We start from the raw sequence: 8,745 nt of genomic DNA on the forward strand, positions 1-8,745 counted from the left end.
TTGGGGGTCGGTTGACTCTGGCTCATCCGGTCTGGCGGCCCGGGAGTGTGCCGGCCCCCCCGGCGTTGGGGCCACCCTTTATTCTTTCTGGGTCCCCCCCACGGCAGTAATCCCCTGACGAGCGCGCGTACGCCTCGTTCGTAATTGTCTTGTGCGGTAAGGGTTTCCCAGCGCGGTCCGATGTGGGCGAGTGTCGGGAATTCCGTCGCGTCCAGTTCCGCGAAGACTCGCTCGCGGTAGGTGTCGCCGCCTTGATCGCGACGTCGCGCGGCGGCCGCGCGTGAACTGATCTCGCCCAGCGTGTAGTGCCACACCGCTCGGTAGAGCTCCACCGCCGCTTCCGTCGGCAGCCCCGCTTTCTCCGCTGCCGCAACGATTTTCTCCGGGTACCACAGTCCTCCGACCGACAGCAGGTCGTCGGAGCGCAGTACTTCCACGATCCACGGGCAGCTCGCCAGCCCGTCCCGCATCGCCTTCGCGACCGCCACGATGCGCTCTCCCGGTTCGTCGGGAAGGTTCTCCGGCCGACGCATATTGCTCCGCGCGTAGTCGTCCAGCAGCAGAAGAAGCAGGCCTTCTTTGTCGCGCACGTGGTGATACAGCGCCATCGCCGTGCTGCCGACCTCGCGGGCGAGCCTGCGCATGGTCAACCCGGCTACGCCGTCCTCCTCGACGACCCGGTGAGCGGCGGCCACGATGTCGGCCTTGGAGATCTTCGGCGGTCGGCCGGTGCGCGCTGGCATGCCGTCATGCTACGTTTTTATACATGTATAAAAACTACTGGGGGACGGTCGCCGCGCTGGCGTTCGCAGTGGCGGTCGGGACCTTGCAGATGACCGTGGTGGTGCCGTTGCTGCCGCGGCTGCAGCTCACGCTGGGAGTGCCGCTCAGTTCGGTGTCGTGGGCGCTGACGGCGGGGCTGCTGGCGGGCGCGGTCGCGATTCCGCTGGTCGCGCAGCTGGGCGACCTGTACGGCAGACGCACGATGTCGCTGGTCGTGCTCGCGTTGCTGGTCGGGGGATCGGTGCTGGCGGCGGTGGCGGAGTCGCTGCCGGTGCTGGTCGTCGGCCGGATCCTGCAGGGGACGGCCGCGCCGTTGCTGCCGCTGGCGATCGGCCAGGTCAGGAACGTTCTGCCGCCGTGCTCGCTGCCGACCGCGATCGGCGTGCTGAGCGCGACGATCGGCGCGGGCAGCGGCGGCGGGATGATTCTCGCCGGGCTCGCCGGTGGGGACCATCAGCTGGTGTTCTGGGTGCTCGCGGCGCTCGGCGTGGTGGCGTTCGTGCTGGTCGCCGCGGTGCGGGAGGACCGGACGGGTGCCGCGCGGAGCGGTTCGCCGGACCTGCTGGGCGCGGTGCTGGTGTCGGGATGGCTGATCTGCCTGCTGCTGGCGATCAGCAAGGGGTCGGAATGGGGCTGGACGACGGTCGGTCTGCTGGTCGCGGCCGTCGTGCTGGCGTCGGTGTGGGTGGTGACGGCGCGGCGCACGAAGACGCCGTTGATTGAGATTCCGATGCTGCTGCACCGAAAAACTGTGGGCGCGACAGTGGCGTCGTTTCTGCTGGGCTTCGCGTTATTCGCCACGATCATGACGCTTTCGGCGTACGCGCAAAGCGTGCTCGGGGCGTCGGTGCTGCAGGTGGGCCTTTACCTCTTGCCGACGACGATCCTGATGCTGGTGGTTTCCGTGCTGGCCGGTGCGTTGATGCGCCGGTTCAGCGCGCCCGCGCTCGTCGCCGCTGGTTCGGCGGTGGTGCTGGTCGCCGCGTTGTGGCTGACGTCGTTGCCGGGGGACGGGCTCGGGCTTTATGCCGTCGCCGCGGTGCTGGGGCTGGGCATCGGGCTCGGTTACGCCGCGCTGGGCACGATGGCGGTCGAACACGTCGAGCCCGCGAAGACGGCCGCTGCTGGCGGGATCAACGCGCTGGTCCGGGTGGTGGGCAGCAGTCTCGCCGGAGCGGTCGGCGCGGTGGTGCTGCCGGCTGGCGGTCCAGGATGGAGCTTCGCGGTGGCGGCGGTGGCTGCGCTGTTTTCCGCTTTGTTCGCGGCCGCCTATGGGAACTTGCTCCGGAAGCCCGCAATGGTGTGACTGCCGGTCCGTGAAGGACTCCTTGAGGGAATCCAAGTCCGTGAAGGGGCCCCTCACGACCTCGCCGCTCCGGGAAGTCCGTGAAGGGCCCCTTGAGGGAATCAGATTCCCGGAAGGAGTCCTTCACGGACCACTACCCGGAGCCCAAGTTCAGGGATTTCTCCCGAGGCCGTCCGCCCGCCGCCGACGTAGCCTGAGGTCGTGAGCACACTGCCTCCCCTCCCGCCGACCTCGCCGCCGCCCGCCGCGGGCGGCAAGCCGGTCGACGCCGCGAAGCGAATCCTGCCGCCCAATCCCAAGGCCGCGGCATTCGTCGCGCTGGGGTTTGTGGCTGTGCTGTACCTGGTGGAACTGCTCGACGTGATCCTGCCGGGCGATTTCACGCACGGCGGGATCCTGTCGCGGGAGGCGTCCAGCCTCGACGGCATCCTCTGGGCGCCCCTGCTGCACGCCGGCTGGTCGCACCTGTTCTCCAACACGGTGCCGGTGCTGGTCTTCTCCTTCCTCGCGATGGCCGCGGGGATCGGCCGGTTCGCCGTGGTCACCGCGATCATCTGGGCGGTTTCCGGGATCGGCGTATGGCTCGTCGGACCGTCGAACGCCTACACCGTCGGCGCGTCCGGGCTCGCCTTCGGCTGGCTCGCGTACCTGCTGGTGCGCGGCCTGTTCCACCGGTCGCTCGCGCAGATCGCGGTCGCGGTCGTGCTGCTCGGCATCTGGAGCGGGATGCTCTGGGGCCTGCTGCCCGGCAACCCCGGCATCTCGTGGCAGGGCCACCTCTTCGGCGCGCTGGCCGGCATCCTCGCCGCGTGGCTGACCTCACGCGGCGAACGCGTCAAATCCCCGAAGATCGAGCCGACGACCCCGGGTAACCTCGGGATGTGAGTTCTCCTGGCGCGCCCATCGGTGTTTTCGATTCCGGCGTCGGCGGGCTCACCGTCGCCCGGTCGATTCTCGAACTGCTGCCCGCCGAACAGTTGCGCTACGTCGGCGACACCGCGCGCAACCCGTACGGCCCGCTGCCCATCGCCACCGCTCGCGAATACGCGTTGGCCGCTCTCGACGACATGGTCGAGAGCGGAGTGAAGGCGTTGGTGATCGCGTGCAACACAGCGTCGGCGGCCTGCCTTCGCGACGCGCGCGAACGCTACGACGTACCGGTGATCGAGGTGGTTCTTCCCGCCGCTCGCCGAGCCGCTGTTGCCACGCACAGCGGGCGCGTCGGACTGATCGGCACCGAGGGCACAGTGCGTTCGAGGGCGTACGACGACGCCTTCGCCGCAGCGCCGGACGTACGCCTCACCAGTGTCGCCTGCCCGCGCTTCGTGGACTTCGTCGAGCGCGGCATCACTACCGGCCGACAGATCCTCGGTCTGGCACAGGGCTATCTGCAGCCGTTGCTCGAAGCCGAGGTTGACACGCTCATCCTCGGCTGCACGCACTATCCGTTGCTGTCCGGAGTGCTGCAAATCGTCATGGGACAGGACGTCACGCTCGTCTCCAGCGCTGACGAAACCGCCAAAGACCTCTACCGCGTGCTGACCGAACTCGACCTGCTCGCCGAACGCGACGAGCCGCCGAAGCACGAGTTCCTCGCCACCGGTTCGCCGGAGCCGTTCGCCCGCCTGGCCCAGCGGTTCATGGGCTTCGCGCCCGGTGCGCTGGCCCCGGTCAGCGCGTGACGCTGCGGTGGCGCTGGGCGGAGTTAGGGTGACGGGGTGCGACTGACGATCCTCGGGTGTTCGGGCAGCGTTCCCGGACCGAACGCCGCCGCGTCCGGGTACCTCTTGGAGGCGGAGGGCTACCGGCTCGGTCTTGAGCTGGGCACCGGCACGTTCGCCCAATTGCAGACCGTGCTGGACCCGTTCGACCTGGACGCGCTCGTCCTTTCGCACCTGCACGCCGACCACTGCTCCGACGTCAACTCCCTGACAGTGCTTCGCCGCTACCACCCCGCGCCGCCTTACCCGGCGCGGCCGAGGCGGTTGCCGCTGTACGCACCAGCAGAAGCGCCTTCGCGCCTCGCGCACGCGTACGCAGCCGACGCCGTCGAGCGCGCTGCTGCGGATCTGTCGGACGTGTACGAATTCCACGAGCTGCGCGAAGAGACTGTCGTGATCGGGCCCTTCGACGTGACCGCTGTCGCTGTGTACCACCCGACGCCGGCTTTCGGCCTGCGCATCGCGTACGGCGGCACCATCCTCGCGTACACCGGCGACACCGGGCAGTGCCGCGGTTTGGGCGAACTGGCTGACGGCGTCGATGTCCTGCTCTCCGAAGCGTCCTGGACCGATGCCGCCGATCGTCCGCAAGGCGTGCATCTCTCCGGAAAAGAAGCAGGTGAACTGGCCAAGGAAGCCGGGGTCGGCCGCCTGCTGCTGACCCACGTCGCACCGTGGACCGACCGGAACGCCGTCCTGGCCGAGGCCAAAGCCGTGTTCCCGGATGCCGAGCTGGTGACCCAAGGCGCCGTCTACGACCTCTGATCGCGAAAGTGTCGGGGGGACGTCCTAGAGTGCTCCCCGTGGTGAGAAAAGATGGCAGGAACGACGACCAGCTCCGCGAAGTGAAGCTCACCCGCGGGTTCCAGAAGTGGCCTGCCGGGTCGGTGCTCGTCGAGTTCGGCAACACCAGGGTGCTGTGCGCGGCGAGTGTGACCGAGGGCGTGCCGCGCTGGCGTGCCGGGTCCGGTCTCGGCTGGGTCACCGCGGAGTACGCGATGCTCCCGTCCGCGACCAACACCCGCAGCGACCGCGAGGCGGTCAAGGGCCGGATCGGTGGCCGGACGCACGAGATCTCCCGGCTGATCGGCCGCTCCCTGCGCGCCTGCATCGACCTGGCGGCGCTCGGGGAAAACACCATCGTCATCGACTGCGACGTGATCCAGGCGGACGGCGGCACCCGCACCGCCGCGGTCACCGGCGGCTACGTGGCTCTGGCGGACGCGATCACGTGGCTGGGCGCGGCGAACCGGCTGAACGACCCGCAGCCGCTGTCGTCCTCGGTGGCGGCGGTGAGCGTCGGCGTCGTGGACGGCCGGGTGCGCCTCGACCTGCCCTACGAGGAAGACTCGCGCGCCGAGGTCGACATGAACGTGGTCGCCACCGACGCCGGAACCCTCATCGAGGTGCAGGGAACGGGCGAGGGAGCCACCTTCGCGAGGTCCACTTTGGACACGATGCTGGACCTGGCGCTGGCCGGCTGCGCGGAACTGACGCGGCTGCAGAACGAAGTGCTGGCGCTGCCGTACCCGGGCGAGCTGCCGGAACCGCGTCCGGACAAGAAGAAGGGCCAGAAGTGACCAAACTGCTGCTGGCCACCCGGAACGCGAAGAAACTGGGCGAACTGCGCCGGATCCTGGAAGCGGAAGGCATCCAGGGCGTCGAGGTGCTCGGCCTGAACGACGTCGAAGAGTTCCCGGAAGCCCCGGAAACCGCGCCCGACTTCGAAGGCAACGCCGAGGCCAAGGCCCGGGACGCGGTAGCCGCCACCGGCCTGCCCGCGATCGCGGACGACTCGGGCCTGAGCGTCGACGCCTTGAACGGCATGCCCGGCGTCCTCTCGGCCCGGTGGTCCGGCAAACACGGCGACGACGAAGCGAATCTGAACCTGGTGCTGGCGCAGCTGACGGACACCCCGGACGAGCGCAGGGGCGCGGCCTTCGTCTGCGCTGCCGTACTGGCCCTGCCCTCCGGCGAGACCACCACGGTCCGGGGCGAATGGCGAGGCACGCTGACGAGGGAAAAGCGCGGTACCAACGGTTTCGGCTACGACCCGATCTTCGTGCCGGAAAACGAAACCAAAACCAGTGCGGAACTGACCCCGGCGGAAAAAGACGCCGCCTCGCACCGGGGCAAAGCCCTGCGCGCACTTCTGCCTGCCCTGCGAAAACTGGCCGGCGCATAAACTCTGCACGAGGAGTCCCGTCCCGGAGCCGCGCTGGTGGCTCCGGGACGGCGCCCGGGCTAGTCTCGGCAAGCATGTGCGCCAATATCGTCCTTGCCGAAGACGATCCGAAACAAGCGGAACTGGTCCGCCGCTACTTGGAACACGAACAGCACACCGTCACCGTCGCGCCCACCGGTGAGGCCGCACTGGCGGAAATCCGCGCCGCGGAACCCGATCTTCTCATCCTGGACGTCATGCTGCCGGGCATGAACGGCCTGACCGTCTGCCGGACCATCCGGGCTTCCTCCGATCTCCCCATCCTCATGCTCACGGCAAGGTCGACCGAGGACGACCTGCTTCAGGGCCTGGACCTGGGCGCGGACGACTACGTCACGAAGCCCTACAGCCCGCGGGAACTCATGGCGAGGGTCCGGACTCTTCTCCGGAGGACGAACGCGGCGAAAGACGGTCCGATCAAAGTGGGCACGCTGACCGTCGACAAGGACAAACACGAGGTCGCGGTAAGCGGAAACCCGATCGAAACCACTCCGGGAGAATTCCGGATCCTGGAGGTCATGGCCGCCCGGCCGGACCAGGTTTTCACCCGGGCTCAGCTCTTGGAACATCTGCACGGCTTCGACCGCTACATCACGCAGCGTGCCATTGACGTGCACATCATGAATCTCAGAAAGAAAATCGAAGCCAACCCCAGAAAACCGGCGAAACTCCTGACGGTCTACGGCGTCGGCTACAAACTGACCGCGAAGTCCGATGCCCCGTAGCCTTCTCTTCCGCCTCTTCGCGGTAACCGCGGCCATCGCAGTGTGCGCCATCGCAGCCACCGCCTGGCTGGCCTCCCGGACCACTTCCGGTGCCATCGAACGAGAACAGGGCCAGCTCTTCGCCGACGACGGCACCATCTACCAGGCCCTGCTTTCTTACGCGGCAACCCATCCCACCTGGTCCGGCGCGACCAAAACCATCAACGACTACGCGGAGAAAACCGGCCGCAAAATCGTCCTGACCACCCCGCAGGGCAAACTGATCGCCAGTTCGGAACAGAACCCCGGCACACTCCCGCCGCAGCCGTCCGCGGTCATCGACCCCCTGGCGGTCGACACCCGCCTCGGCATCAAATCCACGCCCGACCGGATCGACCCCGACGCGGTCGGCCCCTACCAGCTTCCCGCGGACGAACGCGACGACCTCCGGGAAATCGCCGACAAGGTCCTGTCCTGCACCCAGCGCAGAACCGGACTGGGCAGCCTGGAAATCTCCCCGAGCGGCCATCCTCGAGTCATCGCCCCCGCAGGCACCGCGCAATGCGGCACCGGCCTTCTGGAACGCCCCACCGAGACCGAACGAGCCGCCCTGAACAAGCTGTCCGGCCTGATCGACGCCTGTCTCGGCCGCAACGACAGCACCGTCCCGGTCGCCAAACTCGCCCTGTCCTGGACCTTCGACGGCCCGGTCGTCCAAGCCACCGACCAGACCATCACCAACTGCGTGACCTCAGCCCGCAAGGAGCAGCTGACCCCCTACGTCGCCCCGGCGGCCTGGCTGTACATCACCGAAAAGGGCACCGACCAGCCCCCGACGGGTTTTGCTCTCTCCGCGGAAAACCGCACGAAACTCGTCGCCGTCACCGCCGCGATCCTGCTGCTGACGGTCATCGTCACCGCTCTGGCGTCGATCCGCCTGATCCGCCCCCTCCGCGCGCTGACCGGCGCGGCCCAACGCCTGAAAGCAGGCGAGACGGGTGCCCGGGTGCGCGTCAAAGGCAAGGACGAGATCGCCCGCCTGGCCGCGGCTTTCAACGACATGGCGCGGGCGAGGGAAGAACTGGAGAGCGCCCGCAAAGTGATGGTCAGCGACGTAGCGCACGAGCTGCGCACCCCGCTGGCCACCATCAGAGGCTGGCTGGAAGCGGCTCAAGACGGCATCAGCGAACTGGACGACGACCTGGTCGCCTCCCTGCTGGAAGAAGCTGTCCACCTGCAACACATCGTGGACGACCTGCAAGACCTCGCCCTAGCCGACGCCGGTGCGCTGCGCGTCCACCCGGAGCCGATCGACGCCAACACCCTGCTGGCCCACCTGGCCGCCGCGCACACCCCGCGCGCCGAAACCGCTGGCGTCCGGCTGTCCGTCCCGCCAATGGCGAATCCCGCTATCACCGCGGACCCAGTACGCCTGCGCCAAGCCTTGGACAACCTCGTCTCCAACGCCATCCGCCACACCCCGCCCGGCGGCTCGGTAACCGTCACCGCGGCCCAATCCGAAACCGACGCGATTTTCGAAGTAACCGACACCGGAACCGGAATCGCCCCCGAAGACCTGCCGCACGTTTTCGACCGTTTCTGGCGCGCAGACCCCTCCCGAAGCCGAAGCTCCGGCGGCAGCGGCCTAGGCCTGGCAATCGTGCGCAAACTAGCCGAAGCCCACGGCGGCGAAGTCACCGCCACCAGCACCCCCGGGGAAGGCACGACCTTCACCCTGCGTTTCCCCGCTCAATGAGCGTGATGGCCCCTTCGCTGCAGTTTTCCGTGAGGGGAACCTTCACAGCCCCTGATTCCCTCAGGGTTCCCCTCACGGCCCGCGCGAGTCCGTGAAGGGCACCTTCACGGACTTAGATTCCCTCAAGGAGCCCTTCACGGCCCGCCCCCCACCCGCCGCGCTGCCCCCAATGTGGCGTTGGGTGCGTCCCACGCACCCAATGTGGCATTCGGTGCGTCACATGCACCCAATGCCACATTGGGGCGCTAGCC

Annotated in this window: 9 protein-coding genes; 8 read left to right on the forward strand and 1 reads right to left on the reverse strand. The window is 68.1% G+C overall.

Annotation, left to right across the window (positions count from 1 at the left end; all coding sequences use genetic code 11):
• The coding region (locus tag ACWGIC_RS28015) for a TetR/AcrR family transcriptional regulator (protein WP_452078906.1) at nucleotides 1-743 on the reverse strand (743 nt) is incomplete at its 3' end.
• Between the two features lie 23 nt (nucleotides 744-766).
• Between ACWGIC_RS28015 and ACWGIC_RS28020 the strand changes: the two genes are divergently transcribed.
• From ACWGIC_RS28020 to ACWGIC_RS28055, 8 genes are all read left to right on the forward strand, one after another.
• Nucleotides 767-2,089, forward strand: coding sequence for an MFS transporter (locus tag ACWGIC_RS28020; protein ID WP_452078907.1), 1,323 nt, complete (start codon nucleotides 767-769; stop codon nucleotides 2,087-2,089).
• 201 nt (nucleotides 2,090-2,290) lie between these two features.
• On the forward strand, nucleotides 2,291-2,974 hold the full coding sequence (locus tag ACWGIC_RS28025) for a rhomboid family intramembrane serine protease (protein WP_452078908.1): 684 nt from the start codon (nucleotides 2,291-2,293) through the stop codon (nucleotides 2,972-2,974).
• On the forward strand, nucleotides 2,971-3,771 hold the full coding sequence (gene murI, locus ACWGIC_RS28030; protein WP_452078909.1) for a glutamate racemase: 801 nt from the start codon (nucleotides 2,971-2,973) through the stop codon (nucleotides 3,769-3,771). The genes ACWGIC_RS28025 and murI overlap by 4 nt, the downstream gene beginning before the upstream one ends.
• Nucleotides 3,772-3,807: 36 nt before the next feature.
• Complete coding sequence (locus tag ACWGIC_RS28035) at nucleotides 3,808-4,575, forward strand: MBL fold metallo-hydrolase (protein ID WP_452078910.1); 768 nt, start codon at nucleotides 3,808-3,810, stop codon at nucleotides 4,573-4,575.
• 38 nt (nucleotides 4,576-4,613) lie between these two features.
• Entirely contained in the window at nucleotides 4,614-5,390 is a 777-nt protein-coding gene (rph, locus tag ACWGIC_RS28040) for a ribonuclease PH (protein WP_452078911.1), read from the forward strand.
• Entirely contained in the window at nucleotides 5,387-5,995 is a 609-nt protein-coding gene (gene rdgB / locus ACWGIC_RS28045) for an RdgB/HAM1 family non-canonical purine NTP pyrophosphatase (protein ID WP_452078912.1), read from the forward strand. Before rph ends, rdgB begins: the two co-directional genes overlap by 4 nt.
• 74 nt (nucleotides 5,996-6,069) lie before the next feature.
• Nucleotides 6,070-6,759, forward strand: coding sequence for a response regulator transcription factor (locus tag ACWGIC_RS28050; RefSeq protein ID WP_452078913.1), 690 nt, complete (start codon nucleotides 6,070-6,072; stop codon nucleotides 6,757-6,759).
• Nucleotides 6,749-8,494, forward strand: coding sequence for a sensor histidine kinase (locus ACWGIC_RS28055; RefSeq protein WP_452078914.1), 1,746 nt, complete (start codon nucleotides 6,749-6,751; stop codon nucleotides 8,492-8,494). Before ACWGIC_RS28050 ends, ACWGIC_RS28055 begins: the two co-directional genes overlap by 11 nt.
• Nucleotides 8,495-8,745: the final 251 nt, after the last annotated feature.

This window comes from Amycolatopsis sp. NPDC054798 (genome assembly GCF_053611505.1).